27 protein-coding genes and 1 pseudogene are annotated in these 24973 nt (G+C 67.8%); 6 read left to right on the top strand and 22 right to left on the bottom strand.

Translation table 11 applies throughout. From position 1 onward, the window contains the following. Positions 1-5 precede the first annotated feature (5 nt). A complete protein-coding gene (locus AC2YG9_RS19485) occupies positions 6-734 on the bottom strand; it encodes an EcsC family protein (RefSeq protein ID WP_487299660.1) in 729 nt (242 codons plus the stop codon). Between AC2YG9_RS19485 and AC2YG9_RS19480 the strand changes: the two are divergent. Continuing rightward, a pseudogene (locus AC2YG9_RS19480) lies at positions 733-875 on the top strand (hypothetical protein); the annotation flags it as partial. The gene AC2YG9_RS19485 and the pseudogene AC2YG9_RS19480 sit on opposite strands and share 2 nt — an antisense overlap. Positions 876-896: 21 nt before the next feature. Here AC2YG9_RS19480 and leuB read toward each other — a convergent pair. The 6 genes from leuB to AC2YG9_RS19450 all read right to left on the bottom strand — a co-directional run bounded on the left by leuB (position 897) and on the right by AC2YG9_RS19450 (position 5857). Next, positions 897-1949, bottom strand: coding sequence for a 3-isopropylmalate dehydrogenase (leuB, locus tag AC2YG9_RS19475; protein WP_487299659.1), 1053 nt, complete (start codon positions 1947-1949; stop codon positions 897-899). Continuing rightward, entirely contained in the window at positions 1946-2242 is a 297-nt protein-coding gene (locus AC2YG9_RS19470) for a putative quinol monooxygenase (protein WP_487299658.1), read from the bottom strand. Before AC2YG9_RS19470 ends, leuB begins: the two co-directional genes overlap by 4 nt. A 3-nt stretch (positions 2243-2245) precedes the next feature. Further along, positions 2246-2854 (bottom strand): 3-isopropylmalate dehydratase small subunit, encoded by a 609-nt coding sequence (gene leuD, locus AC2YG9_RS19465; RefSeq protein WP_487299657.1) that lies wholly within the window; start codon positions 2852-2854, stop codon positions 2246-2248. Further along, positions 2854-3678: a VOC family protein gene (locus tag AC2YG9_RS19460; protein WP_487299656.1), complete on the bottom strand. Its 825-nt coding sequence runs from the start codon at positions 3676-3678 to the stop codon at positions 2854-2856. Before AC2YG9_RS19460 ends, leuD begins: the two co-directional genes overlap by 1 nt. Next, positions 3675-5105, bottom strand: a complete 1431-nt coding sequence (gene leuC, locus AC2YG9_RS19455; protein ID WP_487299655.1) for a 3-isopropylmalate dehydratase large subunit — start codon at positions 5103-5105, stop codon at positions 3675-3677. The genes AC2YG9_RS19460 and leuC overlap by 4 nt, the downstream gene beginning before the upstream one ends. 104 nt (positions 5106-5209) lie before the next feature. After that, positions 5210-5857, bottom strand: a complete 648-nt coding sequence (locus AC2YG9_RS19450; protein WP_487299654.1) for a hypothetical protein — start codon at positions 5855-5857, stop codon at positions 5210-5212. A gap of 137 nt (positions 5858-5994) precedes the next feature. On the opposite strand from AC2YG9_RS19450, the gene AC2YG9_RS19445 reads away from it, so the two are divergent. Continuing rightward, on the top strand, positions 5995-7812 hold the full coding sequence (locus AC2YG9_RS19445; RefSeq protein ID WP_487299653.1) for a DUF885 domain-containing protein: 1818 nt from the start codon (positions 5995-5997) through the stop codon (positions 7810-7812). A gap of 206 nt (positions 7813-8018) precedes the next feature. Here AC2YG9_RS19445 and rplS read toward each other — a convergent pair whose 3' ends face one another. Genes rplS through AC2YG9_RS19425 form a run of 4 tightly spaced genes read right to left on the bottom strand, consistent with a single transcriptional unit; the run spans position 8019 to position 10034 of the window. Next, on the bottom strand, positions 8019-8420 hold the full coding sequence (gene rplS, locus AC2YG9_RS19440) for a 50S ribosomal protein L19 (RefSeq protein WP_487299652.1): 402 nt from the start codon (positions 8418-8420) through the stop codon (positions 8019-8021). Between the two features lie 13 nt (positions 8421-8433). Continuing rightward, on the bottom strand, positions 8434-9165 hold the full coding sequence (gene trmD / locus AC2YG9_RS19435) for a tRNA (guanosine(37)-N1)-methyltransferase TrmD (protein ID WP_487299651.1): 732 nt from the start codon (positions 9163-9165) through the stop codon (positions 8434-8436). Positions 9166-9215: 50 nt separating this feature from the next. Beyond that, positions 9216-9587 (bottom strand): hypothetical protein, encoded by a 372-nt coding sequence (locus tag AC2YG9_RS19430; protein ID WP_487299650.1) that lies wholly within the window; start codon positions 9585-9587, stop codon positions 9216-9218. A gap of 9 nt (positions 9588-9596) precedes the next feature. After that, positions 9597-10034: an ABA4-like family protein gene (locus AC2YG9_RS19425; protein WP_487299649.1), complete on the bottom strand. Its 438-nt coding sequence runs from the start codon at positions 10032-10034 to the stop codon at positions 9597-9599. 99 nt (positions 10035-10133) lie between these two features. Between AC2YG9_RS19425 and AC2YG9_RS19420 the strand changes: the two genes are divergently transcribed. Beyond that, positions 10134-10991: an acyl-CoA thioesterase gene (locus AC2YG9_RS19420; RefSeq protein WP_487299648.1), complete on the top strand. Its 858-nt coding sequence runs from the start codon at positions 10134-10136 to the stop codon at positions 10989-10991. Between the two features lie 233 nt (positions 10992-11224). Here the strand turns inward: AC2YG9_RS19420 and rimM are convergent, their stop codons facing one another. The 9 genes from rimM to AC2YG9_RS19375 all read right to left on the bottom strand — a co-directional run bounded on the left by rimM (position 11225) and on the right by AC2YG9_RS19375 (position 21406). Further along, positions 11225-11755 (bottom strand): ribosome maturation factor RimM, encoded by a 531-nt coding sequence (rimM, locus tag AC2YG9_RS19415; RefSeq protein WP_487299647.1) that lies wholly within the window; start codon positions 11753-11755, stop codon positions 11225-11227. Between the two features lie 201 nt (positions 11756-11956). Further along, complete coding sequence (gene rpsP / locus AC2YG9_RS19410; protein WP_487299646.1) at positions 11957-12571, bottom strand: 30S ribosomal protein S16; 615 nt, start codon at positions 12569-12571, stop codon at positions 11957-11959. Between the two features lie 23 nt (positions 12572-12594). After that, positions 12595-14136 (bottom strand): signal recognition particle protein, encoded by a 1542-nt coding sequence (ffh, locus tag AC2YG9_RS19405; protein ID WP_487299645.1) that lies wholly within the window; start codon positions 14134-14136, stop codon positions 12595-12597. A gap of 182 nt (positions 14137-14318) precedes the next feature. Then, positions 14319-15209, bottom strand: coding sequence for a hypothetical protein (locus tag AC2YG9_RS19400; RefSeq protein WP_487299644.1), 891 nt, complete (start codon positions 15207-15209; stop codon positions 14319-14321). Beyond that, positions 15209-15685 carry a CYTH domain-containing protein gene (locus AC2YG9_RS19395; protein ID WP_487299643.1) on the bottom strand — a complete coding sequence of 159 codons (477 nt, stop codon included), beginning with the start codon at positions 15683-15685 and terminating at the stop codon, positions 15209-15211. Before AC2YG9_RS19395 ends, AC2YG9_RS19400 begins: the two co-directional genes overlap by 1 nt. Further along, on the bottom strand, positions 15682-16587 hold the full coding sequence (locus AC2YG9_RS19390) for a hypothetical protein (protein ID WP_487299642.1): 906 nt from the start codon (positions 16585-16587) through the stop codon (positions 15682-15684). Before AC2YG9_RS19390 ends, AC2YG9_RS19395 begins: the two co-directional genes overlap by 4 nt. Before the next feature lie 102 nt (positions 16588-16689). Further along, a complete protein-coding gene (locus tag AC2YG9_RS19385; protein ID WP_487299641.1) occupies positions 16690-17082 on the bottom strand; it encodes a VOC family protein in 393 nt (130 codons plus the stop codon). A gap of 2 nt (positions 17083-17084) precedes the next feature. Then, positions 17085-19220 carry a M3 family metallopeptidase gene (locus AC2YG9_RS19380; RefSeq protein ID WP_487299640.1) on the bottom strand — a complete coding sequence of 712 codons (2136 nt, stop codon included), beginning with the start codon at positions 19218-19220 and terminating at the stop codon, positions 17085-17087. A 68-nt stretch (positions 19221-19288) separates the two neighbouring features. Then, the gene (locus tag AC2YG9_RS19375; protein ID WP_487299639.1) at positions 19289-21406 is read right to left on the bottom strand and encodes a M3 family metallopeptidase; all 2118 of its coding nucleotides are present in this window, start codon (positions 21404-21406) and stop codon (positions 19289-19291) included. A 97-nt stretch (positions 21407-21503) separates the two neighbouring features. On the opposite strand from AC2YG9_RS19375, the gene AC2YG9_RS19370 reads away from it, so the two are divergent. Further along, the gene (locus AC2YG9_RS19370; RefSeq protein WP_487299638.1) at positions 21504-22058 is read left to right on the top strand and encodes a hypothetical protein; all 555 of its coding nucleotides are present in this window, start codon (positions 21504-21506) and stop codon (positions 22056-22058) included. Between the two features lie 15 nt (positions 22059-22073). Here the strand turns inward: AC2YG9_RS19370 and AC2YG9_RS19365 are convergent, their stop codons facing one another. Beyond that, on the bottom strand, positions 22074-22970 hold the full coding sequence (locus tag AC2YG9_RS19365) for a M56 family metallopeptidase (protein ID WP_487299637.1): 897 nt from the start codon (positions 22968-22970) through the stop codon (positions 22074-22076). Next, positions 22960-23343, bottom strand: a complete 384-nt coding sequence (locus AC2YG9_RS19360) for a BlaI/MecI/CopY family transcriptional regulator (protein ID WP_487299636.1) — start codon at positions 23341-23343, stop codon at positions 22960-22962. Before AC2YG9_RS19360 ends, AC2YG9_RS19365 begins: the two co-directional genes overlap by 11 nt. A gap of 114 nt (positions 23344-23457) precedes the next feature. On the opposite strand from AC2YG9_RS19360, the gene AC2YG9_RS19355 reads away from it, so the two are divergent. Both AC2YG9_RS19355 and AC2YG9_RS19350 read left to right on the top strand, forming a co-directional pair. Continuing rightward, positions 23458-24309: a glutamate racemase gene (locus AC2YG9_RS19355; protein ID WP_487299635.1), complete on the top strand. Its 852-nt coding sequence runs from the start codon at positions 23458-23460 to the stop codon at positions 24307-24309. Between the two features lie 50 nt (positions 24310-24359). Further along, positions 24360-24884: an SRPBCC family protein gene (locus tag AC2YG9_RS19350; RefSeq protein ID WP_487299634.1), complete on the top strand. Its 525-nt coding sequence runs from the start codon at positions 24360-24362 to the stop codon at positions 24882-24884. Positions 24885-24973: the final 89 nt, after the last annotated feature.

Genomic DNA, 24973 nt, shown 5'->3' with positions numbered 1-24973 from the left:
CGAGGTCACCCCCGCTCGCGCAGCCACCGCAGGCGATAGGCGTTCATCGCCACCACGCCCAGCTGGTCGAGCAGGCGGAAGTTGACGAAGGCGCCGACCGGGGCGCCGATGACCGGGATCAGCTGGGCCAGTTTCGCGAGATCGATGTAGTCGCGGTACTGCTGCTGGAAGGTGCGCCAGTCGAAGTCCTTCGGCGAGGCCGGGTGCTCGGTATCTTCCCAGGTTTCCAGGGTCTGCAGCACGGCCTGGCGATGGTCGGCGTTGGAAAAGGCCAGCTGGAAGATGGACAGGATGTAGAGCCGCTCCTCCCAGCTCTCGCCGTCGTGGCCGTAGAGGGCGGCGATCTCGAACAGCAGCTTGATCTTGAAGCCGATCAGCACCGGGAAGTCGGCCGCCGCCAGCAGGAAGCCGCCGGCTCCGGCCACGCCGCCCTCGGCCGCCGCCATGGTGCGGTAGGTGGTGATGCGCTGGCGGACCAGGCCTTCGCGCGCGCCGAAGGAGGCGTTCGTGAGCGGCTTGGCGGTGGTCAGGTCCGAACCGGTCAGGATGGTCCGGGTCAGGCCCTCGATGACTTTTGTTATGGCGGCGTGGACCTGTTCGGGGATCAGGTTGTTGACCGTCGCCTGCATGTTGCGGGCGGCGCGGTCCATGGGGCCGGGCGGCCTGGCGATCTTGATCCGCCAGGCTTCCAGTTCGGCGAGGGCGGCTTCCTCGTGCGCGTCTAACCTCGCCATCACCTCCACCCTCCGTCATCCCGGCCGGAGCGAAGCGGAGAGCCGGGACCCAGGGGCGAGTGGCAATCGGTCGGCAGCTGAACGTCCTCCACTCTGTCCCCCCTGGGTCCCGGATCGCCCCTGCGGGTCGTCCGGGATGACGGATGTTGGGAATACACTGACCTACAACGCCTTGAGGACCGCATCGCCCATTTCGACGGTGGAAAGGCTGCCGCCGAGGTCGCGGGTGCGGGCGCCGTTGGCAAGGGCGGTCTCGACGGCCTTGTAGAGGCGGTCGGCTTCGACGGGACGGTTCAGGCTCCAGCGCAGGGCCATCTCGAACGACAGGATGGCGGCCAGCGGGTTGGCGACGCCTTGGCCGGCGATGTCGGGGGCCGAGCCGTGGATGGGCTCGTAGAGGCCGGGAGCGCCGGCGACGCCCAACGCGGCGCTGGGCAGCATGCCGAGCGAGCCGGTCAGCTGGGCGGCGGCGTCGGACAGGATGTCGCCGAACAGGTTGTCGGTCAGCAGGACGTCGAACTGGGTCGGGGCGCGGACCAGCTGCATGGCGGCGTTGTCGGCCAGGATATGCTCGAGCTGGACGTCGGCGTACTCGCGTTTGTGCAGGTCGGTGACGACCTCGCGCCACAGCAGGCCGGACTCCATGACGTTGGATTTCTCGGCGCTGTGCACCTTGTTGCGGCGGCCGCGAGCCAGTTCGAAGGCCACGCGGCTGACGCGCTCGATCTCGCTGGTCGTGTAGACTTGCGTGTCGAAGCCTCTGCGCTGGCCGTCGGCCAGGGTCTCGATGCCGCGCGGCTCGCCGAAATAGACGCCGCCGGTCAGCTCGCGGACGATCATGATGTCGAGGCCGGCGACCAGCTCGCGCTTGAGGCTGGAGGCGTCGGCCAGGGCGTCGAAGCACAGGGCGGGGCGCAGGTTTGCGAACACCTGCATTTCCTTGCGCAGGCGCAGCAGGCCCGCTTCGGGCCGCTTGTCGCGCGGCGCGCCGGCCCATTTGGGACCCCCGACAGCGCCCATCAGCACGGCGTCGGCAGCGATGGCGGCGGCGACGGCTTCATCGGTGATCGGCGCGCCGTGGCGGTCGAAGGAGATGCCGCCGAAGTCGCGCTCATCGAGCTGGATGTCGGGGGTCAGGGTCCTGGCGACGCGGGCGGCCTGGGCGGTGACCTCGGGACCGATGCCGTCGCCGGGAAGGAGCAGGAGGGTGGTCAAAACGCTTCGCCTTCGCCGGATTCGTAGAGCTTGATATCGCGGTCGCGCACCTGGCCGGTGAGGGCCGTGCGCCAGACGGCCATGTGCGGCGTCTGGAAATGGGCCTGCAGCGCGGCGCGGTCGGTCCACAGCTCGGACACCCGCACCAGGCCGGGCTCCAGCAGGTCCAGGGCATAGGCGTAGGTCAGGCAGCCGTCCTCGGCCCGGCTGGCGGCCATCATCGCTTCCATGGCCGGACGCAGCCGTTCGATGGCGTCCGGATCGACCCGGACCGTGCCCATGACGATGACCATCGCTTACGCCTCCATCCAGGGCGTGCTGAGCGCCCGCTTGCTCTCATAGAGGTCGATGTCGCCGGCGTGCTGCAGGGTTTCGCCGATGGCGTCGAGGCCCTTCAGCAGCTTGTCCTTGCGGTCGGGGTCGATGTCGAAGTGGAACTTGGCGCCCGACGGGGCGGTGACGGTCTGGCTCTCCAGATCGACGGTGAAGACGTGGTTGCCGCCCTTGGCCTCTTCCATCAGGGCCTCGACCTCTTCGGGCTTGAGGATGACGGGCAGGAGGCCGTTGTTCAGGCAGTTGTTCTTGAAGATGTCGGCGAAGCTGGAGCTGATCACGCAGGTGATGCCGAAGTCCATCAGCGCCCAGGGCGCATGCTCGCGGCTCGAGCCGCAGCCGAAATTGTCGCCGGCGATGAGGATCGAGGCGCCCTTGTACTCCGGCTTGTTGAGCACGAACTCGGGGCGCACCCCGCCCTGGTCGTCGAACCGCAGGGCGAAGAACAGGCCCTTGCCGAGGCCCTCGCGCTCGACGGTCTTGAGGAACTGGGCCGGAATGATCTGGTCGGTGTCGACATTGGCCAGCTGCAGGGGCGCGGCGCGGCCATCGAGGCGGGTGAAGGCCTTCATCAGGCGGCTCCGATGATCAGGGTGGGGACGCCGGCCGGGGCGTCCTTGACGGTGAAGACCCGGGTGCCGGGCTTGCGGCCCGGGCGGATCTCGCTGACGGCGAAGGACGCGGACAGGCGCGCGTGGGCGGCGGCGACGTCGGGGACGCGCCAGCTGAGGCCCCAGAGGCTGTCGGGGTCGTCGTTGGGTTCATTCTTCAACTGATGCGCCACCTCGACAACGAGGTCGCCGACCTTGAAGAACATCAGCCGCGTGCCCCAGTCGGGGTTGCTGCGGTCGAGTTTGAAGTCGAGGCCAAGCCTCGCGCCATAGAGGGCGGCGGCGCGGTTGGGTTGGCGGGTCGAGACGACGACGTGGTCGAGGCCGCTGACGGCGGCCGCTTCGTCGCCGACGATGGGGCAGGGGGGCCAGTCGGGGGTCTCGCCGATCAGGAAGGTGGTGACGCCGGCCGTGGCGTCGGTATCGAGGATGGAGGTCGGCCAGGTGCGGGCCTCGCCGGCCTCGTTCCTGGTCCGGATCGGCATGACGTCGGTCGAGGGCATCGACAGGCGGGCGAGACGCTTGCGCTCGGCCTCGACGTCGTCGCTGGCGAAGGCCAGGCCCCAGAGGCCGGGACCGTTCGCGCTCAGCCAGGCGCCGGAGGGGCCGTATTCGCCGGGGGCGATGATGTCGATGGCGGTGTTGCCCAGCTGGAACCAGGCATGGCGGACCGGGCCGCTGGCGCCGCGCCAGTCGGGTTCGCGGCCCAGCATTCTGGCATAGCCGTCAACGGCCGTGTCGAGGTCGTGGACGACCAGGGCGATGTGGTCGAGGGCGGTAATCATTGGTCCAGGAAGGTCCGGACGTCGACGATGTGGCCGGCGATGGCCGCCGCCGCCGCCATGGCCGGGCTCATCAGATGGGTGCGGCCGCCGCGGCCCTGGCGGCCCTCGAAGTTGCGGTTCGAGGTCGAGGCGCAGCGCTGGCCGGGGGCCAGCTTGTCGGGGTTCATGCCGAGGCACATGGAGCAGCCGGGTTCCCGCCATTCGAAGCCGGCGGCTTTCAGGATGGCGTCGAGGCCTTCCTCCTCGGCCTGCGCCGAGACCAGGCCGGAGCCCGGCACGACCATGGCCCGGACGTGGGGCGCGACCATGCGGCCGTGCAGGAAGGCGTCCTGGGCCACCTTGGCGGCGGCGCGCAGGTCTTCGATGCGGCTGTTGGTGCAGCTGCCGATGAAGACGACGTCGACCCTGGCGTCGGTGATCGGCTGGCCGGCGGTCAGGCCCATGTAGTCGAGGGCCCGCTCGACGGAGGCACGCTTGTCCGGGGTGGCGAAGCCGGCCGGGTCGGGGACATGGCCGCTTACGGCCACGGTGTCTTCCGGGCTGGTGCCCCAGGTGACGGTCGGATCGATGTCCTCGGCGCGGAGCGTGACCTCGCGGTCGAAGTGGGCGTCCGGGTCGGTGAAGAAGGTTTTCCAGTGGCTGAGCGCCATATCCCAGGCGGCGCCCTTGGGGGCGGCCGGGCGGCCCTGGATGTAGGCAAAGGTGGTTTCGTCCGGGGCGATGAGGCCGGCGCGGGCCCCGCCCTCGATGGTCAGGTTGCAGAGGGTCATGCGGCCCTCCATCGACAGACTGCGCACCGCCTCGCCGGCGAACTCGATGACCGAGCCGGTGCCGCCGGCGGTACCGATCTTGCCGATGATGGCCAGGGCCATGTCCTTGGCGGTGACGCCCGGCCCGAGCTGGCCGTCGACCGTGACGCGCATGTTCTTCGACTTGGCCTGGCGCAGGGTCTGGGTTGCCAGGACGTGCTCGACCTCGCTGGTGCCGATGCCCTGGGCCAGCGCCCCGAAGGCGCCGTGGGTCGAAGTGTGGCTGTCGCCGCAGACCACGGTCATGCCCGGCTGGGTGCGGCCCTGCTCGGGGCCGACGACATGGACGATACCGTTGCGGATATCGCCCATCGGGAAGTACTCGATCCCGTGGTCGGCAACGTTGCGGCCAAGCGTCTGCAGCTGCAGCCGGGCTTCCGGGTCTTCGACGGCGTCGACGCCCAGCGCCTGGCCGATGGTCGGGGTGTTGTGGTCGGCCACCGCGAGCGTGCGATCAGGCCGGCGCACCTTGCGCCTGGCGGCGCGAAGGCCGGCGAAGGCCTGCGGCGTCGTCACCTCATGGATCAGGTGCAGGTCGATGTAGAGGACCGTCTCGCCGCCGTCCTGAGCGACAGCGTGAGCGTCCCAGATCTTGTCGTAGAGGGTCTTGCCGGCCATGGGGGCGGTTTAGGACGGGCGAGGGCGGCTCGTCCAGTGCGGCGCAACAAAAGTGCGTTGAATGCGGGCTTCAACCCGGGCCGGGGGCAGGAAGTTGCCGCGCCTCAAGGTTTGATCACGTCCTGCGCCAGGATCACCTGCAGCTGGCCGACGAACTCGGCGGTGTCGGCCTTGAAGCCTTCGCGGGTGGTCAGATCCTCGACCCGGATGGTCACCATCCAGCGGCCGATGACCGTGTCGGCGACATAGGCGTAGCCCTCGCCATTGGCTCCATACTTCAGCTCGCGGTCCTTCATCGGAATGCGCGCGCGGCCCTTGGGGCCGGTCTTGACGACGGTGACCTCGCCCAGGCGGACCTTGTCCTCCGCCAGGGAGGCGGCGACGAGGCTTTCCAGCGTCGTACCCTTGCGGCCCTCGACGACCTCGACGGTGGTCGGATAGCTGCTGTTGTCGGTGACGCAGCGCACCCCCTCGCCGTGTTCAGCCGTCCCGGCGATCACCTCCAGCTTTTCCCCGGGCGCGCCGTCGAAGCCGCAGCGCGCGCCGCTGGGGCCATGGATGACCACCGTCCGGGCGCTGCTTGTGATGAAGTAGCTGAAGTCCGAGGGCCGGCCGGTCGCGCCGATCAGCCGGTCGGCGACGGCCTTGGCGGCGGCCTTCTGTTCCTCGGTCGGCTTGGCCGGCGCGGCCAGGGCCGGCGCCGCCAGAAGCAACGTCATGGCGGCCAGGCCGCCCAGAACCACAGAACGCATCAGATCCCCCCACGGAAAGCCAGACTGAGCCCCAGGCCGGCGCCGGCTGTCAAACCGGAAGGTGACAGAACGGAAAGATGACAGGGGCAGGGAACTGTGGACACATCCCTGCCGCGCTATTCCCGGGAGTCCTTGTTGTGTCCAGCCTGCTGATCAATCGCCGCCTTGCCCTCGCCGGGCTCGTTCTCGCCGGGCCGCTGAGCCAGGTCTCGCTGGGAGCCGCCTTCGCGCAGGACAGCGTCGATGCGAAGTTCACCGCCTTCCTCGACGCCTGTTTCGACGAGAGCCTGGCGCTGAGCCCGGAATCGATGACCTCGCTGGGGCTGAAGACCGACTACGGCAAGCTCGACGACTACACCGACGCCGGCGCCGACAAGGGCCTGGCCCTCAGCATCGACCAGCTGAAGCGGATGAAGGCCGGGTTCGATTACGCCAAGCTGGGCGGTCAGTCTCAGATCAGCTGGCGGCTGTTCGAACAGTCGGTGGAGCGCGCCAAGGAGGCCGTGCGCTGGCGCGACCACTTCTACCAGGCGACGACCAACGGCAGCCCGGCCGGCGACATTCCGGTCTTCCTGATCAACAACCACCGGGTCGACGGTATCGGCGACGCCGAGGCCTACATCAGCCGGATCAAGGATTCGCAGCGGGTGATGACCGAGGTCTCGGCGGGGATCAAAAAGGCGGCCGACAAGGGCATCGTGCCGCCGGCCTTCACCTTCGGCCCGGTCGAGAAGGACGCCCGCAACGTGCTGGTCGGCGCGCCGTTCGGGCCGGGCGAGGACAGCGCTGTCTGGGCCGACTTCAAGGCCAAGGTCGGCAAGCTGTCCGTGCCGCAGGGGGACAAGGATCGGCTGTTGAAGGAGGGCGAAGCGGCCCTGACCGGCCCGTTCAAGGCCGGCTACGAGCACTTCCTGGCCGTGCAGAAGAGCGTGCAGCCGCTGGCCAAGGGCAACAACGGCGCCTGGGCGCTGCCGGATGGGGCGGCCTATTACGCCTTCCGCCTGAAGGGCTCGACGACGACCGACATGACCGCCGAGGAGATCCACCAGCTGGGGATCAAGAACCTCGAGCGGATCCAGGGCGAGATGCGGGCCATCATGGCCAAGGTCGGGTTCAAGGGCTCGCTGCAGGACTTCTTCAAGTCGATCAAGACCGACCCGAAATACCAGTACCCCAACACGCCGGAGGGCAAGCAGCAGTACCTGACCGACGCCAAGGCCTTCATCGCCCAGGTGATGGCGAAAGCCCCACAATACTTCCTGCGCCTGCCCAAGGCGCCGCTGGAGGTCCGGGCGGTCGAGGCGTGGCGCCAGGAGACGGCCAGCGTCGCCTTCTACAATCGCCCGACCCCGGACGGCTCCCGGCCCGGCATCTACTACGTCAACCTGGCCGACATGACCCAGGTGCTGAAGCCTCAGGCGGAAGGCATCGCCTATCACGAGGGCGCGCCGGGCCACCACTTCCAGATCGCGCTCGCCCAGGAACTGCAGGGCCTGCCCAAGTTCCGCAAGTTCGGCGGCTACGGCGCCTACAGTGAGGGCTGGGGGCTGTACTCGGAACGGTTGGGCAAGGAGATGGGCTTCTACCAGGACCCCTATTCCGACTTCGGGCGGCTGAGCCTGGAGGCCTGGCGGGCCGTGCGGCTGATCACCGACAGCGGCATGCACGCCATGAAGTGGAGCCGTGAGAAGGCCATCGACTTCTTCCGCGACAACTCGATGCTCAGCGAGCGGGATATCGTGAAAGAGATCGAGCGCTACCTCTGCAACCCGGGCCAGGCGACCAGCTACATGGTCGGCCAGCAGAAGATCCTGATGCTGCGCGAGAAGGCCAAGGCGGCCCTGGGCGCCAAGTACGACATCCGCGGCTTCCACGACGCGGTGCTGAAGGATGGGTCGCTACCGCTGGACGTGCTGGAGCAGCAGGTGGACGCGTACATCGCGTCCGCAAAATAATCTCCGTCATCCCGGACGGCCGAAGGCCGATCCGGGACCCAGGGGTGACGGAGCGCTGAACCGGCTGCTGCGACCGTCCGTGCGGGCCGCCCCTGGGTCCCGGCTCTTCGCTGCGCTACGGCCGGGATGACGGTGGATTGTGAGGACAAGAGAAAGGCCCCGCTGTTTCCAGCGGGGCCTTTCCAAACTCAGACCGAAAGGTCGGCCTATTCGCCGGCGTCGGCTTCGACTTCCTTCTTGGCGCCCATGGCGCGTTCGGCGATGCGGGCCGACTTTCCGCGACGGTCGCGCAGGTAGTAGAGCTTGGCGCGACGGACGACGCCGCGACGCTTGACTTCGATGCTTTCGATCATCGGCGACATGATCGGGAAAACCCGCTCAACGCCTTCGCCGAAGCTGATCTTGCGGACGGTGAAGCTCTCGTGGATCCCGGCGCCCTGACGGCCGATGCAGACGCCTTCGTAGGCCTGCACGCGCTCGCGGTCGCCTTCCTTGATCTTGACGTTGACACGCAGGGTGTCACCGGCCTGGAAATCGGGGGTCTTGCGCAGACCGGCGAGACGCGCGGTCTCTTCCTTTTCCAGTTCCTTGATAATGTTCGCAGCCATCTGATTACTCCAATTATTTCCGAGGCTTACCCTTGTGGGCGCCGTTTGCCTGTAAGTTGGCGAGGTGGGCTGACCAGAGGTCGGGCCGTCGCTCGCGGGTCGTCAGTTCTCTCTGTTCCTGCCGCCAGGCCGCGACCCGCTTGTGGTCGCCGCTCAGCAGCACCTCGGGGATATCGAGCCCTTCGAACGTCCGCGGCCTGGTGTACTGCGGATGCTCGAGGAGACCGTCCTCGAAGCTTTCTTCCCTGAGGCTGTCCGCCTGACCCAGAACACCCGGGACCAGCCGAACACACGCCTCGATCGCCACCATCGCCGCCGCCTCGCCACCGGCCAGGACCGCGTCTCCGACGGAGACCTCCTCGAACCCCCGGGCGTCTAGCACCCGCTGGTCCACCCCCTCGAACCGGCCGCAGAGGACGATGATCCCCGGCGCCCTGGCCCACTCACTAACGCGCGCCTGGGTCAGGGGCCTGCCCCGGGCGCTCATGCACAAAAGCGGCCGTCCCGCGGTGTCGACACTGTCGAGCGCCGCCGCGATCACGTCCGCCTTCATTACCTGTCCAGGACCGCCACCCGCGGGGGTGTCGTCGAGGAAGCCGCGCTTATCCTTGGAAAAGGTCCGAATGTCCACTGTTTCAAGGCGCCACAGGTCGCTTTCCCGCCAGGCGGTCCCGATCAGGCTGACGCCCAGCGGGCCCGGGAAGGCCTCGGGGAACATGGTCAGGACGGTGGCGGTGAAGGGCATGGGGCGGGGCGTATAGCCCAAAGCCCCTCAAGAGTCGAAGGTGACCGTGGTCAGGGAGCCAGATCCAGGTTGAACTTCTCGGCGAAGTCCGGGTGCGGCGGGGTCGGCCAGCGGTATTCGGCGAAGACGTCGGCCATGCAGACGGCGACCTGATCCTCGCTGTCGCGGTCGACGCGGTCGAACTTGCCGTCCTTGAAGCTGACCACCAGGGAGAAGCTCATCCGCCGGCGCAGGGAGCTGGAGTAGCAGCGGTCGAACAGGGCCGTCGTCTTGGGTTTGAGGAAGGGGTCCATCTTCTGGTCGCGCCATTCCTGGGACTTGGGATCGTCCTTGTATTTGTCGGCGCGGGACAGGGCCTCGCCATAGGCCAGGCCGGAGCCGGACTGGAACATGAGGGCGAGGGTGATGGCGGTGCTCAGCATGTTCGGGCTCTAGGTGGGAACCATGGCGCCACGACGGCGGACCAGGCGCAGCAGGACGAACAGCAGGAAGCCGACCGGGCCGAAGAACAGGGTCAGCAGGAGGATCGGCGTCAGCAGCCAGGGCGACACGCCTTCCGCATCGCCGGTGCGGCTGATCCAGCCGCCAACGAACATGTCGAACGCCAGGTAGTGCACCCAGGCGACCAGCAGCATGTTGGGCTGGCCAAACAGGGTCTGCACCCCTTGCAGGGTGCTCATGTCACCCTGGGCGTCGCCGAGGTTCATGGCCAGCAGGACCAGGTAGAGGAGGGCGAACACGGCCGGAACGATATAGCCGCAGAGGGGATCGGCCCACGTCCGCATCGGCTTGATGAACCGCGCGAGGATCATCACGACCCAGAAGGCCATCGCGATCCAGTTCGCCCACAGATAACCGTTGGCCGCCATCGTCCCCTCCAACCTTCGTTGTCGTCGCCAGACTGGCGCAGGAGCGGCCCGCCGTCGAGCCGCTTGCCGCCCCGGACCTGCGGGCTTATGGCAGGCGCCATGACCGACGCCGAAGACCTGATCGCCACCCTGGCTCTCGAGCCCATCGAGCTGAACCTGTTCCGGGGCGTGTCCCCCAACGAGGGCTTCCCGCGCATCTTTGGTGGCTTCGTGATCGCCCAGGCTCTGCTGGCGGCCTATGAGACGGTCGAGGATCGCGTCTGCCATTCGCTGCACGCCTACTTCATCCGGCCGGGCGATGTGACCATGCCGGTCCTGTACGAGGTCGACCGGTCGCGGGACGGCGGCACCTTCACGACCCGGCGGGTCATCGCCATCCAGAACGGCAAGCAGATCTTCAACCTGGCCGCCTCCTTCCAGGTGGCCGAGGAGGGGCTGGAGCACCAGTCGGTGATGCCCGAGCATCCCGATCCGGAGTCGGTGAAGACCGAACTGGACCAGCTGCTGGCCAAGTTCGGCGACAAGCTGCCCGAGCGGATGAAGGAGCAGATGAAGCGTCCGCGCCCCATCGACCTGCGCTGGCCCGATCCGCAGCACATGTTCAAGCCGGTGCCCAAGCCGCCGCGCAAACAGGTGTGGATGCGGGCCAAAGCCCCCATCGGCCCGGAAGTGAAGCTGCAGCAGGCCTGCCTGGCCTATGCCAGCGACATGGCCTTCATGGAGACGGCCCTGCGGGTGCATGGCCTGACCTGGCAGACGCCGGGCCTGCAGTCGGCCAGCCTCGACCACGCCATGTGGTTCCACCGCCCGGTCGACTTCAATGACTGGCTGCTGTTCGACCAGGACTGCCCCAGCACGTCGCAGGGTCGGGGTTTCATCCGGGGCGAGATGTACACCCAGGACGGCCGGTTGGCCGCCTCGGTGGCGCAGGAGTGCCTGATGCGGGTGAAGGTCTAGTCTAGCACAGCTGGGCGCAAAAATATCGTTTTAAAATCAATAATATAGCGCCTACCGGAAGCCAACGGGCGGTCGGCGCGTCGGTTCATTTCGACCCCTGCGCCGCCTGCATCTGACAGGCCTGCATCCACCCTGGATCCACCCTGTCGCCCAGGGACCGGGCAGGTGCGCCGGGGCTGGATTTTCAGGGTCGCGGAATTTCACCCGGGTGAAATTCAGAGCCGCATGATCGGCTATTCCTCGTCCGCTTCTTCAGGGCGGACCTCGATCTCGGTCGGCCGCACGACGGTCAGCTTGCCGCCGGCGATGTCGACGGTGGGGACGGCCTCGCGGGTGAAGCCGAGGTACCAGGTCTGGCCGCCGAGGGCCGGGTCGATCTCGAGGATGTCGCCGGCGCCGAAGTCCTGGACCGTCTTGACCTTGCCGAGCAGTTCTCCCTCGGGGGTCACGGCGCTGAGGCCGATCAGGTCGGCGAGGTAGAACTCGTCCTCGTCCGGCTCGGGCAGGTCGGCGCGGTCGATGTGCAGGGTCAGGCCGCGCAGGGCGTCGGCGGCCTCCTTGCTGTCGATGCCCTTGGCGCGGGCGACGACGCCGCCCTTCGACGCTCGGGCCGAGGTGATGGTCAGGGCCGGCGAGCCGTCGGCGCGCTTGAGGTGCTTGTAGGCGGCCAGGGACAGCGGATCGGCCGTAAAGGTGCTGATGCGCAGTTCGCCGCGCACGCCATGGGCGCCGCCGACCCGGCCGATGAGGAGGAGGTTGGACATCAGGCTGACCACAAAGAAAAGCCCTCCCCCTCGAGGGGGGAGGGTTGGGTGGGGGTGTGTCCCCAGTCGTATGGGATGATCCCGAGAGGCGTCGTCGCCCACTTCGGATCAACCCGATAGAGCGGCGCGAGCACCCCCAACCCCGACCCTTCCCCCCTCGACGGGGAAGGGAGAGCCGGGAGGGTCCGCGCCACGAGGGCCTTAGCCTTCGGTCTTTTCTTCACCGGCGTCGGCAGCCGGGGCTTCCTCGGCGGCCGGAGCTTCTTCAGCAGCCGGGGCCTCTTCGGCAGCGGCTTCAGCAGCTGGAGCTTCTTCAGCAGCGGCTTCAGCGGCCGGAGCCTCTTCAGCGGCGGCTTCCGGAGCGGCTTCTTCAGCGGCGGTCTCAACGGCCGGAGCCTCTTCGGCGGCCGGGGCTTCGGCTTCCGGTTCCGGCTCGGGGGCCGGCGGGTTGGCGGCCAGTTCGGCGGCGGCGGCGGCGCGCTCTTCTTCGCGCTTGGCGCGCTCTTCAGCACGTTCCTCGGCCTTCTTGCCCGGCTTGCCCTTGTTCGGGTTGTTGCCGTGCTCCCACTTCACCAGGCCTTCCTTGGCCAGGAAACGGGCGACGCGGTCGGTCGGCTGGGCGCCCTTCTTGATCCAGGCTTCGATCGACTCCAGCTTCAGGGTGACGCGGGTCGGGTCGTCCTTCTTGAGGAGCGGATTGTAGGTGCCGACCTTCTCGATGAAGCGGCCGTCGCGGGGCGAGTGGCTGTCAGCGACGACGATCGAGTAGTAGGGGCGCTTCTTGGTGCCGCCACGGGCCAGACGAATCTTCAGCATTTCGGGTAGTCCTTGGAGTTGGTTCAGTTTTTCTTGAACGGGTTGAAAGAGGAGCCGCCCAGGCCGGGAAGGCCGGGCAGGTTGGGCAGGGAACCGCCGCCGGGTCCGCCCCCAGACCCACTTGGGAATCCGGGCAGTCCCTTCAGCTGTTGTTCGAGTTGCGCGGTGTCGGGTTCGGGCATCTTGCCGCCGCCCAGGTTCTTCAGGCGGTCGCCGCCGCCGCCGCCGAGCATGGCGGCCATCTTGGCGAAGCCCTTGCCGCCGCCCTTGCTCATCATCTTGAAGGCGTCGGCCATCTGGCGGTGTTGCTTGAGCAGGCGGTTGACCTCGGCCACGTCGACGCCGGAACCGGCGGCGATGCGGCGCTTCCGCGAGGCGGCCAGGATGTCGGGCTTCTTGCGCTCCAGCTTGGTCATCGAGCTGATGATGGCCTGCTGGCGGCTGATCGACTTGTCGTTGAGGCCGGCCTCGGCGATCTGGCCCTTCATCTTCTGGACGCCCGGAAGCATGCCCATCAGGCCTTCCATGCCGCCCATCTTCTGCATCTGGCTGAGCTGCTCGGAGAGCATGTCCAGGTCGAACTGGCCCTTGGCCAGCTTGCGGGCCATGGCCTCGGACTTGGCCTGGTCGAAGTCGGCGGCGGCCTTTTCGACGAGGGCGACGATGTCGCCCTGGCCGAGGATGCGGCCGGCCACGCGGCGGGCGTCGAAGACGTCGAGGGCCTCGACCTTCTCGCCCGAGCCCAGATACTTGATCGGCAGGCCGGTGACGGCCCGCATGGAGAGGGCCGCGCCGCCGCGCCCGTCGCCATCGGCGCGGGTCAGGATCAGGCCGGTCAGCGGCAGGCGCTCGTGGAAGGCTTTCGCCGTGCGCACCGCGTCCTGACCGGTCAGGCTGTCGGCGACCAGCAGGGTTTCGGCCGGGCTGGAGATGCGGGCGATCTCGGCCGCCTCGGCCATCATGCTCTCGTCCAGCGTCGTGCGGCCGGCGGTGTCGAGGATGAGGATGTCGTAGCCGCCCAGCTTGGCGGCGCTCATGGCGCGCTTGGCGATGTCGGTCGCCGACTGGCCGGCCACGATCGGCAGGGTGTCGACCTCGACCTGCTTGCCGAGCATGGCCAGCTGTTCCATCGCCGCCGGGCGACGGGTGTCCAGCGAGGCCATCAGGACCTTCTTGCGGTCGGTCTTGCTGAGGCGCAGCGCGAGCTTCGCGGAGGTCGTGGTTTTACCTGAGCCCTGCAGGCCGCTCATCAGGATGACGCTGGGCGGGTTGATGGCGATGTTCAGAGCGACCGGCTCTTCGCCGCCGAGCATCTCGACCAGACCATCATAGACGATCTTGACCACCTGGTCGGCGGGGCGGATCGAGCGGATCACCGCCTCGCCGGTGGCTTCCTCGCGGGCCTTGGAGATGAAGTCCTTGACCACCGGCAGGGCGACGTCGGCCTCCAGCAGCGCGACGCGGACCTCGCGCAGCGCTTCATCGACGTCCTTCTCGCTGAGGACGCCGCGTCCGGACAGGCGGTCGAAAACACCGCTCAGCCGTTCTGTAAGGCCTTCAAACATTCCATTTCCTCATATGCACAACGAAGCCAGCCCCCGTGGACGATTGCGTCGACGGGGGTCCTCTCCGTCCTCGTCCGATATAGGCATCGGGGTCGTGACGGGGGAGGGCGCTGGCAGATTGCGCCGGAAGGGCGCGCTTATGGGCGAAGGGGGAAGAAAGGTCAAGGAAGCCGGGCGGTCGGCTACGGCTTTCCTTGGCGTATGGAGGCGTTGATACGGGCCAGTGTGTCCTTGATTTGCTCGTCCAGGACCGCGAGGCGGTCGACGCGCTGCTGCCAAGGGGCGACGATCGGGCGATCGAGGAAGAACTTGGTTCCCTGCATCCGCCAGGACGACCGGCGCGAGGAAAGGAAGGCCGCGGCGTCGCCAGCCTGCACATAGTAGGTCATGCTCTGGGACCAATATTGGTCGATCAGCGTGTCCTCCCGGTTGACCTCCTGGCGAAGCTCTGCAGCCAGCCCGGCCATGTTGCGTCGGCTCTTGGATATCCGCTCGAAGGTGGCGGCGAGTTCGGCGCGCCGTTCGACCTGGCGGGTCTGGCGTTCGGCAATCAGCCCCTGGATCACCTTCAGCTTGCGCTCTGCGTCGAGGACGTCGGCGGTGTCGTCGAACAGAAGGGGATTGGCTAGATCGGCCTGGTTAGCGCGCGCGTCGAAACTGCGCATGTCTTCCAGTGCGGCCCGGCGGTGGGCGATCGCCGCCAAGGTCAGCTCCTTGGCGGGAAGAGCGACCACGAAGGCGGCGACCATGGCGCCGAACAGGCCGGCCCCCAGGATCATCAGGGACGCCTTGCCCGTCCCGAACTCCGACTTGCGCAGGATGAGAAAGTAAAGCGGCACGAAGAAGAGCAGCCCGGCGAAAATTCCCTCCGCCGTGGCATGGCCCAGCATCCAGGGACCCAGGACGTCAAGATCGCCGCCGATGTCGTCCAGCCGGGTATCATCGGTTCTGCCATTGAACCAGCCGACGACCAGAGCGGCGAACATTGCCAGCACGACCCAGATGGTCGAGACGATCGTCGAGCGCTTTTCGGCATAGGCGCGGATGCGGGCCGCATTTGCGGTGTCGGTCATCAGGCCTCTCCGGCGATCACGGCGTTGGAGTACCGGCTGTCGGCGGTGACCTCCTCGCCGAGCCAGTCCGGCCGTTCGAAGTCGGCGTCGGCGCTGGGCAGCTCGATCTCGGCCAGCACCAGGCCGGGTCGCGGGTGTTCGAACTCATCGACCTCGAACAGGCTTTGCCCCACCTGCACCGTGTAGCGGGTCTTCCGGATCACTCCGCCGTCGACCATGCCGCTGTCCAGGATGGCGGCGCCCTGGGTTGCGGGGATGGGGATGTTGAACTCGGGGCGTTCGCGGCCCTCGGGGTCGATAGCCTGGCCCTTGAGGGTCAGGATGGCGGCTTCGCCTTCGAAGCGGACGCGGATCGAGGCCTCCTTGCGGCGGCTGACGTAGCCGGCGCGCATGACCACGGGTTCGCCGACCACCTGGGCCCGCCAGGCGTCGTGCAGGACCAGGAACTTGCGCTCGATCTCGCGGTGGGTGGTCATTTGATGCGGCGGTCGATGAAGGGCTGCTGGCGGAAGACGGTGTAGACCCGCCTCATGTCGCGCTGGATCATGCCCATGTCGTAGTAGCTGTTGGACAGCGGGTTGCCCCAGCCGCCGCGCAGGCGGACGCCGTAATAGTCCATGGTCCAGGCGCCGCGATTGGCCCGTAGGTCGGCCAGGTATTTGTCGGCGATCTCGCCGTAGCGGGCGCGCAGGTCCCAGAACTTCTCGACCACGCGGTCGGAGGTCGCGACCTGGCGATCGAACATCAGCATGCGGTCACGCCCCTCCTGCGTGTCGCCGAGGCGGGCGGCGATGTCGCGGCGCACGGCGATCCGGCGGGCGCGGAAGGCGGCCGCCTTGGCGGCGACACTGGCCTTGTAGGCGTCGAGGCTGGCCTGGGCTCGGACCAGGGGATCGCCGCCGCCCTCGGCGGTCAGGACGGGGATGCTCTGTTTGGCCAGGGCGTTTTCGACGCTGTTGATGTCGGCCTGGGTGGCGCGGACGTAGGCGTCCTCCAGCTTGAAGACGTCGTAGTCGCGGAGGGCGCGCGGGCCGCTGACAACGCCGAGGCCCACAATCATTGCCAGGGTGGCGGCCCCGAACACGGCGAACACCGGCAGGGTGGCGTCCTTGTGCCCGGCCGGGCGGAGGACCATGAAGTACAGCGGCAGCAGGAAGAGGCCGACGATCCCGGCCAGGGCGGGAAAGGCGTAAAGGGCCAGCCACTTCCAGACCTCCCAGGGGGCCTTCAGCTTCAAGGGATCGACGTTGAGGATCGAGGCCCAGACGAAGCCGATGACCGCCGCGGCGATGGCCGCGGCGACGATGGCCAGGTGCTTGTTGACCCCGCCGCCGACCCCCAGGCTGCGGGTGTGTCCCTTGCTCAGATCGTAAGTCACGCCATCCCCGGAATGTCTTGAACCCCGCCCCGTCATAGCCTCCCGGACCGGATCAAAGCCAGCCCGTGCGGCGTTGGCGCTGAGCGGCGGCCTGATCGGGTGCTAGCCGCGCAGTTCCAGTCCGTTGCCCTCCGGGTCCTGGAGATAGACGCTGAGGCCCTCGCCGCCCGAGCCGTAGCGCAGGCCTTCGGCGCCGACCTCGACGCCGTGGGCGATCAGCTGGGCCTTGACTGTCTCGAGGTCGAAGTTGGCGACGTTGAGGCAGAAGTGGTCGAGGTTGCGGCCCTCGGTGGCAGGGCCGGCGCCGCCCATGCGGCCCAGCACGCCGTCGACGGAGACAATGTCGATCAGGCTGGAGCCGGCTCGCAGCTGGACCAGGCCGATGGCGTCCTGGCGCTTCTCGACGGTGAGGCCGAGGACGCCGGTGTAGAAGTCAACGAGCCGCTGCTGGTCGTGGGCCCGCAGAACGAGGTGGTCGATGCCGGTGACTCGCATCGTCAGGCCTTGTCCGGGAAGCCCCGGTCCCGGAGGATCGCGCCGACCTGGACGTCGCGGCCGCGGAAGTTGCGGAAGGCCTCGTCGGCGCTGACCGTGTTGCCGACGCTCATCACCGTGTCGTGCAGGCGTTTGGCGACCGTCTTGTCGTAGGGGCCGCCCGCCTCGAGGAAGGCTTCCCAGGCGTCGGCCGTGATGGTCTCGGCCCAGGCGTAGCTGTAGTAGCCGGCGGCATAGGCCTCGCCCGAGAAGACGTGGCTGAACCAGGTCAGGCGCGGGGCCAGCTCGCCCTCCTTGGGCAGGCCCGTGCGCTGGATCTCGGTCTCGTAGAAGGCCTTGAGGTCGACGTCCTTGTCGCCGGCCAAATGCAGCTGCATGTCGAGCATCGCCGCCGACAGCTGGCGGGCGGTGACGAAGCCCTGGTTGAAGGTCTTGGCGGCGCGCAGCTTGTCGGCCAGGGCCGTGGGCATCGGCTCGCCGGTCTCGTAGTGCAGGGCGAATTTGCCCAACACCTCGGGGGTCAGGGCCCAGCGTTCCATGATCTGGCTGGGGAACTCGACGTAATCCCAGGTGACATTGGTTCCGGCGAGGGAGCGGTAGGTCACGTTCGAGTTGAGGCTGTGAATGGCGTGGCCGAACTCGTGGAACAGGGCGACGGTGACATCGCTCCAGCTGAGCAGGGTCGGCTGGCCGGCGGGCGGCTTGGTGAAGTTGCAGTTGTTGGAGCAGATGACCGTGCTGTTGGCCGGGAACCGGGCCTGGGTGCGGTAGTCGTTCATCCAGGCGCCGGAGCGCTTTTCGGGCCGGGCGTAGGCATCGAAGTGCCATAGGCCGCGGTGTTTGCCGTCGGGGCCCTTCACCTCCCAGACCTCGACATCGGGATGCGGGGTGGGCACGCCCTGCACGCGGGTGAAGGTGAGGCCATAGACCTGGCCGGCGACCCAGAACATCGCCTCCTTCATCCTGTCGAGCTGCAGGTAGGGTTTGAGGGCGTTCTCGTCGATGTCGTACTTCGCCTTGCGCACCTTTTCGGCGTAGTGGCGGTAGTCCCAGGGACGGAAGTCGGCGGCGGCGTCGGCCGCGCCCTCGCTGGCGGCGATGGCCTTCATGTCGGCCACCTCCTGGCCCATGCGGGCGATGGCCGGCTTGAGAAGGGCTTCCATCAGGGTGATTGCGCCCTCGGGCGTGCGGGCCATGCGGTCGGACGTCCGCCAGTGGGCGAAGGTCGGATAGCCGAGCAGGCGCGAGCGCTCGTAGCGCAGCTTGAGGACTTCCTTGATCACCGGCTTGTTGTCGGTCGGTGCGCCGGTGTGATCGCCCAGGCCCATGCGCAGGTTCCAGCCCTTCTCCCGCAGGTCGCGGCGGGTGGAGAAGGTCAGCAGCGGGTTCATCGCCGAGCTGTTGTTCTCGATCACCCACTTGCCCGGCAGCTTGCGGCGCTCGGCGGCGGCCGAGGCGGCGGCGATGACCGAGGGCGGCAGGCCGGCGGTGTCCTCGATCCGGTCGAGGACCAGGACGTCGGTGTTCTCGTCGGTCAGCAGGTTCTTGGAGAAGGTGGTGTAGAGGTCGGCCAGGCGCAGGTTGATCTCGGCCAGGCGCTTCTTGTCGGCGGCGTTCAGCCGGGCGCCCGACTGCACGAAGTTGTTGTGATAGGCCCAGACCAGCCGCTGCTGCTCCTTGGTCAGGCCGGACTTTTCGCGGGCCTGATAGACGGCGTCGATGCGGGCGAAGAGGGCGCTGTTCTGGGTCTGCTCGTCACTGTAGGCGGCCAGCACCGAGGCCATCCGCTCCTCGATGGCCTGCATCTCAGGGACGATCACCACCGAGGTGTGGACGTTGTAGATGACGAAGAGATTGTTCAGCGCCTCGCCGGATCTCTCGTAGGCCAGGATGGTGTTGGCGAAGGTCGGCGCCGCCTTGTTGTCGGTGATCGCCTTCAGCTCGGCCCGCTGGAGGTTCATCGCCTCGGCGAAGGCGGGCTCGAAGTCCGGCAGCTTGACCTTGTCGAACGGCGGCAGCCCGCCGTAGGCGCCGGCCCAGGCGGCCAGCAGCGGGTTGCCGGACGCGGCCAGCGATTGCTGTGCCGAGGCGACGGCGGCCAGGGCGGCGGCCGAGACCAGGAAGCTGCGACGATCCATTTCAATCCCCCATCGATCAAGAAAAAGGGCCGCGACGTCTCCGCCGCGGCCCCTGTCTGTTTCAGTGCTTAGGCCTTGCCCGGCTCCGGGAAGCCCCGGCTGCGCATCAGGGCGCCGATCTCCGGGTCGCGGCCGCGGAAGTCGCGGTACTGCTGGGCCGGATCCTTGCTGTTGCCGCGGCTCATGATGGTCGCATACAGCCGGTCGGCGGTCTTGCGGTCATAGGCGCTGCCGGCCTCGACGAAGGCTTCCCAGCAGTCGGCGGTCAGGGTGTCGGACCACAGGTAGCTGTAGTAGCCGGCCGAGTAGCCGTCGCTGGAGAAGACGTGCCCGAACTGCGGGGTGCGGTGACGCATGACGATTTCCTCGGGCATGCCGAGCTTCGCCAGTTCCTCGCGTTCGAACTTGTCGGGATCGATCGTCACGTCGCCGGCCAGGTGCAGCTTCATGTCGATCAGGGCGCTGCCCAGGTACTCGACCGTGACGAAGCCCTGGTTGAATTTCGAGGCCGCCTCGATCTTGTCGACCAGCGCCTTGGGGATCGGCTTCTTGGTCTCGTAGTGGATGATGTACTTGTCCATCACCTCGGGCGTGGTCAGCCACTTTTCGTTCAGCTGGCTGGGGAATTCGACGTAGTCGCGGGCCACGCTGGTGCCCGAGACGGACGGGTAGACCACTTCCGAGCACAGGCCGTGGATGGCGTGGCCGAACTCGTGGAACATCGTCTCGGCGTCGTCCCAGCTGATCAGCACCGGCTTGCCGGCCTCGGCCTTGATGTAGTTGCAGTTGTTGGAAACCAGGGTGGTCTTCTTGCCCTTGAAGGTTTCCTGGGTGCGGTAGTCGGTCATCCAGGCGCCGGAGCGCTTGCCCTCGCGGGCGAAGGGATCGAAGTACCAGAGGCCGATGTGCTTGCCCTTGCGCGTCACCTCCCAGACCTTCACGTCGGGGTGGAAGACCGGCACGCCGGTCACCGGCTTGAACTTGAAGCCATGCAGCTTGCCGGCCGCGAAGAACATCGCTTCGCGCAGGTTGTTGAGCTCAAGGTAGGGCTTCACCTCGTTCAGATCGAGGTCGTACTTGGCCTTGCGGACCTTCTCCGCGTAGTAGCGGTAGTCCCAGGGGGCCAGCTTGAAGCCCCCGTTCTCGGCGTCGATGATGGCCTGCATGTCGGCCACGTCGCGCTTCACGGCGGCGACGGCCGGAGTCCAGACCGCTTCCATCAGCTCCATGGCCCGCTCGGGGGTCTTGGCCATGGCGTTGCCCAGGCGCCAGTGGGCGTGGGTCGGATAGCCCAGCAGCTTGGCGCGCTCGACGCGCAGCTTGAGGATCTTGGTGATGATGGCGTTGTTGTCGGTGGCCCCGCCGCCGTCGCCACGGCCGACAAAGGCCTTCCAGATCTTCTCGCGGGCGGCGCGGTTGGGCGCGTAGGTCAGGAAGGGCTCGGCGCTGGAGCGGGTGTTGAGGATCACCGCCTTGCCGTCCAGGCCCTTGCCCTTGGCGCTGGCGCGGGCGCCCGAGACGAGGCTGTCGGGCAGGCCGGCCATGTCGGCTTCGGAAAGCTCGATCCAGGTCGACTCGTCGGCCAGCAGGTTCTTGTTGAAGTTGGTGTAGAGGCCGGCCAGCTCTTCGTTGATCGCCGCGACGCGGGTCTTGGCGGCGGGGCTGAGCAGGGCGCCGGAGCGCACGAAGCCGTCGTAGTAGACCCAGGTGACGCGCTTTTGCTCGTCGGTCAGGCCGGCGGCGCCGCGGGTGTCATAGACGGCCTTGATGCGTGCGAAGAGCTTTTCGTTCTGGTTGATCTTGTCGCTGAAGGCCGAGAGCTTGGGGTCCATCTCCTCCTCGACGGCCTGGAACTCCGGGCTGCTCATGTTGGAGGACCAGACGCCGTAGTAGCGGTACAGCCGGCCCAGCGTGCGGCCGGAGTCTTCCAGCGCGGCGATGGTGTTGGCGAAGTTCGGCGGGGCCGGGTTGGCGGTGATGGCGTCGATCTCGGCCAGGTTCTCGGCCATGCCGGCCTCGAGCGCCGACTTGAAGTCGGAAACCTTGACCTTGTCGAAGGCGGGCAGGCCGCCATAGGGGCCCGCCCAGATGGCCAGCAGCGGATTGCTCTCGGCGGCGAAGGCGGGGTTCATGGAGGCAGTCGCGAAGGTGGCCGCGGAGGCGGCGAGGAAGGTTCGGCGTTGCACGGGCGTTGGAGCTCCAGAGTCCTAATTGTTGCCATGGACCCTAGGGCATCCTTCCATGGGCGTCACATGAAGCGCCTGTAATGAAAGGGGCGGGGCAATGAGGTGGTTCCTTGGCTTGATGCTGGCGGTGCTGTTGACCGCGCCGGCGGCGGCTCAGACAGCGGGCGTGCCGCACAATTTCGTGCCTGGGCCCGACACGAGGCCCCAGTTTCTCAAGGACTGGGAAGCGGCGATGGAGCGCAAGCTGGTCGTCTACCCGGAGCCTTGGGAGATGATCTGGCCGCAAGCCTGGACGGCGCTGGTCGACAACGGCCAGCCGTCGCTATCGACGCCGGAGGTGCATGCGGCAATCACCCGGGTCGCCTGGCGGGCCTATGGAGCGCTCAATCAGGAGGTGCTCAGGCTCGAGCAGGAGGAGCGAGACGCCCAGCGCGCTTGCGCCGAGGCAATCGCGCAAAGGCCCGCCACGGATGTCAGCTGTGAGGTTCCCTGCAAGGGGAGTTGTCCAGCCAGGCTGACGCCGGCGGAGCAGGCCTCACAGACCCGCCGGGCGCGTACTCAGATGGCGCGGGAGAAGATGGCCAAGCTGGAGGAGCTGGCGCGGGCGAGCGACGCCTGGCTGAAGTGGAAGGCGGACAACACCAAGCCTTGAAGGCGGTCCGACGCCCTAGCCCACGATCATCAGGTCCATCACCGGCCGGGCCAGCGGCGGCGGGGTCGGGGCGTCGGCGCGGGGCGGCTGGGCGCTCCAGGCGGCGGCGGCGCTGAGCAGGGCGACGGCGGCGACCAGGCCCAGACCGATCAGCTGGCGGGTGCTGGTCGGGGCAGGCGCCTTCAGCAGGGCGATGCGGGCTTCCAGCGGGTGCTGGGCCGGAGCGGGCCAGTAGCAGCCGACCGGCAGGGCCTGCTCGGCCAGGGTCGTCTTCAGCATGGTCTGGGCGTAACGGCGCCGTTCCTTCGGATAGCGGGCGACGACGACGGCGTCGCAGCTCAGCTCCTGGTCGAGGCGGATCTTGCTCGCGGCCAGATGGACCAGCGGGTTGAACCAGAACAGGCACTGGATGGCGGCCAGCACGGCGTTGGCGCGGGCGTCGTCGCGGTCCATGTGCACCCGCTCATGGGCGCGGATCAGGCGTTGCTCTTCGGGCGTGAAACGCTCGGTGAAGTCGGACGGCAGGATCAGGCGCGGATCGATGACCCCGACGATGGCCGGGCCGGCCTGGCCGCGGGCGGCCTTGCGCATGAAGCGGCGCTGGCCGACGGCCAGACGCAGGGCCAAAACCACAGCGCCGGCGATCCAGGCGATGACGGCCAAGGCCGACAGCCAGACCTGGTCCTCGATCAGGGCGGCCACGGCGGGCACGGCGGCTTCTTCCAGCGGCACGCTGCGCAGGGCCGGCAGCAGGCTGGCGCTGGCGGCCATCGGCACGATCAGCCATGAGGCGTAGACGGCCTGGGCGCCGAACAGGCGCAGCAGGGGTTTGCGCAGGGCCAGAACGATCAGCACCGCCGCCGCGACGGCGATGTTCAGCTTGGCCAGGGTTATGAGCAGGTCACTGATCATCGCCCATCTCATCGATCAGGGCCTTGAGGCGCGACACTTCCTGCGGGCTCAACTTGCGGTGCTCGGCGAAGTGGGAAATCAGCGGAGCCAGTTCGCCGTCGAACAGGCGGTCCAGCAGGCCCTGGCTCTCGGAGGTCACATAGTCCTCGCGCTGGACCAGGGGGCGGTACTGGTGGCGACCACCGGCCCGTTCCGACTGGATGACGGACTTCTTGAGCAGGCGATTGATCAGCGTCTTGACCGTGGCGTCGCCCCAGTCCTGAGCCTGTTTGACCTCGGCGACGAGTTCGTCGGCGGTGCAGGGGCCCTTTCTCCAAAGGGCCTCCATGACCTGGCTTTCGGCGCTGGTGATCTGGACGGGTTCTCTGGCCATGAATTGAGACTACGCCCGTAATGCAGGGCGTCAACAAGAATTTATGGGTGTCATACAAGGTAAACGACGGGCGGCCCGCTTCCCAAGCCGAACGGCCCGGCCTACACCGCAAGCATGGCCATAGGCGTTTTCGACTCCGGCGTCGGAGGACTGACCGTGCACCGCACCCTGGTGGAGCGGCTGCCGCACGCGGATTTCATCTACCTGGCCGACCAGGCCAACGCGCCCTACGGCGGGCGGCCCGGCGAGGAGGTCGTTGATCTGACCCGCGCCGGCTGCATCCGCCTGTTCGAGGCCGGGGCGTCGCTGGTCGTGCTGGCCTGCAATACGGCCAGCGCGATCGCGCTGCGCCGGCTGCAGCAGACCTGGCTGCCCGGCTATCGCAAGGAGACGGGGCGGGCGCTCAATGTGCTGGGCATCATCGTGCCGACCATCGAGGCGGCTACTGGCCTGCCCTGGGAGCATGAGGCCGAGCGGCGTGGCGACAAGATCGAGAAGCTCGACATCCTCGGGGTGTTCTCTACGCCGGGCACAGCGGGCAGCCGGGTGTTCGAGATCGAGATCGACAAGCGCAAACAGGACCTGGCGGTGTTCTCCGAACCCTGTCCGAACCTGGCGCGGATGATCGAGGACGGGGCCGGGCCGGTCGAGCTGGCGACCGAGGTCCAGAACCACGTCGAGAACCTCAAGCGCCGCGTCGGCCGCTATCCCGACCGCGCGATCCTCGGCTGCACCCACTACGAGATGGTCGCCGACCTGTTCCGCGCCGCCCTGCCGCCGGGCACGCCGCTGATCCATCAGCCGGGGGCGACGGCGGATGCACTGGCGCTGTATCTGGAGCGGCATCCGGAACTGGATGCGGGAAATTCCGGTCTGCGGCGGTTCCTGACCACCGGGACGCCGGGTCGGCAGAACGGGCTGGTGCAGGGCTTCTGGGGCGCGCCGCTGGATTTCGAGGCCGCTTGATTGATCGTTCAAGTCAGGGTTAGCTGATCGCCGTTCGATCGGAGGGGATCATGCGCATTCTGTTGGCCGCCGCCTTGGCCGTGGCTTTGACCGGCGTGGCCGGGACGGCGTCGGCCGCCGTGAAAACCGCCGCCGAGGGCCGGCTGGAGCTGGAAAGCACCGTCGTCGTCGACGCCGCGCCGGACAAGGTCTATGCCGCCATCGGCCAGATCGGCGCCTGGTGGGACCCGGCCCACAGCTACGGCGGCATGATGACCCTGGACCTCAAGGCCGGCGGCTGCTTCTGCGAGGCTGTCCCCGGCGGCGGGGTCAAGCATGGCGAGGTGGTCATGGCCTTGCCGGGCAAGTTTGTGCGCCTGTCGGCGCCGCTCGGGCCGATGCAGGACTGGGGCGTCGCCGCGGCGATGACCTTCGAGCTGAAACCGGCCGAGGGCGGCAAGACCACCGTGACGATGAGCTACAAGGCCAGCGGCTTCAGCGCCGGCCAGCTGAAGGCCGCGCCGGGCATCGACGGCGTCGTCGGCGGCCAACTGACCCGGCTGAAGACCTTCGTGGAGACGGGCAAGCCTACCTAGCGGGTCGGGCGCGGCCGTCCCTCCCCGAATTTGGGGAGGGCAGGCGCGCGTTGCGCGCCGGGTGGGGAAGTCGGCCACAGACTGCGGCG

It is taken from the genome of Caulobacter sp. SRI_014 (assembly GCF_057586315.1).
Note: the sequence above shows the minus strand (reverse complement) of the source record. Positions and strands in the feature narration are given on the sequence as shown.

Excerpts from the sequence above, each read along its gene's own strand:
- AC2YG9_RS19485 (WP_487299660.1), bottom strand. The coding sequence starts at position 734 with ATGGCGAGGTTAGACGCGCACGAGGAAGCCGCCCTCGCCGAACTGGAA.
- AC2YG9_RS19470 (WP_487299658.1), bottom strand. The coding sequence starts at position 2,242 with ATGGTCATCGTCATGGGCACGGTCCGGGTCGATCCGGACGCCATCGAA.
- leuD (WP_487299657.1), bottom strand. The coding sequence starts at position 2,854 with ATGAAGGCCTTCACCCGCCTCGATGGCCGCGCCGCGCCCCTGCAGCTG.
- AC2YG9_RS19460 (WP_487299656.1), bottom strand. The coding sequence starts at position 3,678 with ATGATTACCGCCCTCGACCACATCGCCCTGGTCGTCCACGACCTCGAC.
- leuC (WP_487299655.1), bottom strand. The coding sequence starts at position 5,105 with ATGGCCGGCAAGACCCTCTACGACAAGATCTGGGACGCTCACGCTGTC.
- AC2YG9_RS19450 (WP_487299654.1), bottom strand. The coding sequence starts at position 5,857 with ATGCGTTCTGTGGTTCTGGGCGGCCTGGCCGCCATGACGTTGCTTCTG.
- rplS (WP_487299652.1), bottom strand. The coding sequence starts at position 8,420 with ATGGCTGCGAACATTATCAAGGAACTGGAAAAGGAAGAGACCGCGCGT.
- trmD (WP_487299651.1), bottom strand. The coding sequence starts at position 9,165 with ATGCCCTTCACCGCCACCGTCCTGACCATGTTCCCCGAGGCCTTCCCG.
- AC2YG9_RS19430 (WP_487299650.1), bottom strand. The coding sequence starts at position 9,587 with ATGCTGAGCACCGCCATCACCCTCGCCCTCATGTTCCAGTCCGGCTCC.
- AC2YG9_RS19425 (WP_487299649.1), bottom strand. The coding sequence starts at position 10,034 with ATGGCGGCCAACGGTTATCTGTGGGCGAACTGGATCGCGATGGCCTTC.
- AC2YG9_RS19420 (WP_487299648.1), top strand. The coding sequence starts at position 10,134 with ATGACCGACGCCGAAGACCTGATCGCCACCCTGGCTCTCGAGCCCATC.
- rimM (WP_487299647.1), bottom strand. The coding sequence starts at position 11,755 with ATGTCCAACCTCCTCCTCATCGGCCGGGTCGGCGGCGCCCATGGCGTG.
- rpsP (WP_487299646.1), bottom strand. The coding sequence starts at position 12,571 with ATGCTGAAGATTCGTCTGGCCCGTGGCGGCACCAAGAAGCGCCCCTAC.
- ffh (WP_487299645.1), bottom strand. The coding sequence starts at position 14,136 with ATGTTTGAAGGCCTTACAGAACGGCTGAGCGGTGTTTTCGACCGCCTG.
- AC2YG9_RS19400 (WP_487299644.1), bottom strand. The coding sequence starts at position 15,209 with ATGACCGACACCGCAAATGCGGCCCGCATCCGCGCCTATGCCGAAAAG.
- AC2YG9_RS19395 (WP_487299643.1), bottom strand. The coding sequence starts at position 15,685 with ATGACCACCCACCGCGAGATCGAGCGCAAGTTCCTGGTCCTGCACGAC.
- AC2YG9_RS19385 (WP_487299641.1), bottom strand. The coding sequence starts at position 17,082 with ATGCGAGTCACCGGCATCGACCACCTCGTTCTGCGGGCCCACGACCAG.
- AC2YG9_RS19380 (WP_487299640.1), bottom strand. The coding sequence starts at position 19,220 with ATGGATCGTCGCAGCTTCCTGGTCTCGGCCGCCGCCCTGGCCGCCGTC.
- AC2YG9_RS19370 (WP_487299638.1), top strand. The coding sequence starts at position 21,504 with ATGAGGTGGTTCCTTGGCTTGATGCTGGCGGTGCTGTTGACCGCGCCG.
- AC2YG9_RS19365 (WP_487299637.1), bottom strand. The coding sequence starts at position 22,970 with ATGATCAGTGACCTGCTCATAACCCTGGCCAAGCTGAACATCGCCGTC.
- AC2YG9_RS19360 (WP_487299636.1), bottom strand. The coding sequence starts at position 23,343 with ATGGCCAGAGAACCCGTCCAGATCACCAGCGCCGAAAGCCAGGTCATG.
- AC2YG9_RS19355 (WP_487299635.1), top strand. The coding sequence starts at position 23,458 with ATGGCCATAGGCGTTTTCGACTCCGGCGTCGGAGGACTGACCGTGCAC.
- AC2YG9_RS19350 (WP_487299634.1), top strand. The coding sequence starts at position 24,360 with ATGCGCATTCTGTTGGCCGCCGCCTTGGCCGTGGCTTTGACCGGCGTG.